Consider the following 252-nt stretch of genomic DNA (forward strand, 5'->3'; position numbering starts at 1 on the left):
GGCGCCATCAGTGCCCACGGCGGTGATTTGAGGGGACCGATCAGCACCGGTGATATTATCCAGTGCTTCCAACTGTACTGTGTCACCGTTGAAGGAACCATCGGCATTAAACGCCTGCACAAAGATCGACCAATCACCGTCGCTATCATCACCGTACCAGGTCACCACATAGTTGCCATCACTGCCCACGGCGGTGATTTGGGGATCATAGCCATCCCCCGTGGTAGTATCCAACGCTTCCAGTTGTACCGC

The 252-nt window shown here is 55.2% G+C and carries 1 protein-coding gene; it reads right to left on the reverse strand.

From position 1 onward, the window contains the following. A partial coding sequence (locus tag Q4563_RS21255) for a hypothetical protein (protein WP_303605938.1) occupies window positions 1-252 on the reverse strand: 252 nt, incomplete at both ends.

The organism is Gilvimarinus sp. 1_MG-2023 (assembly GCF_030548285.1).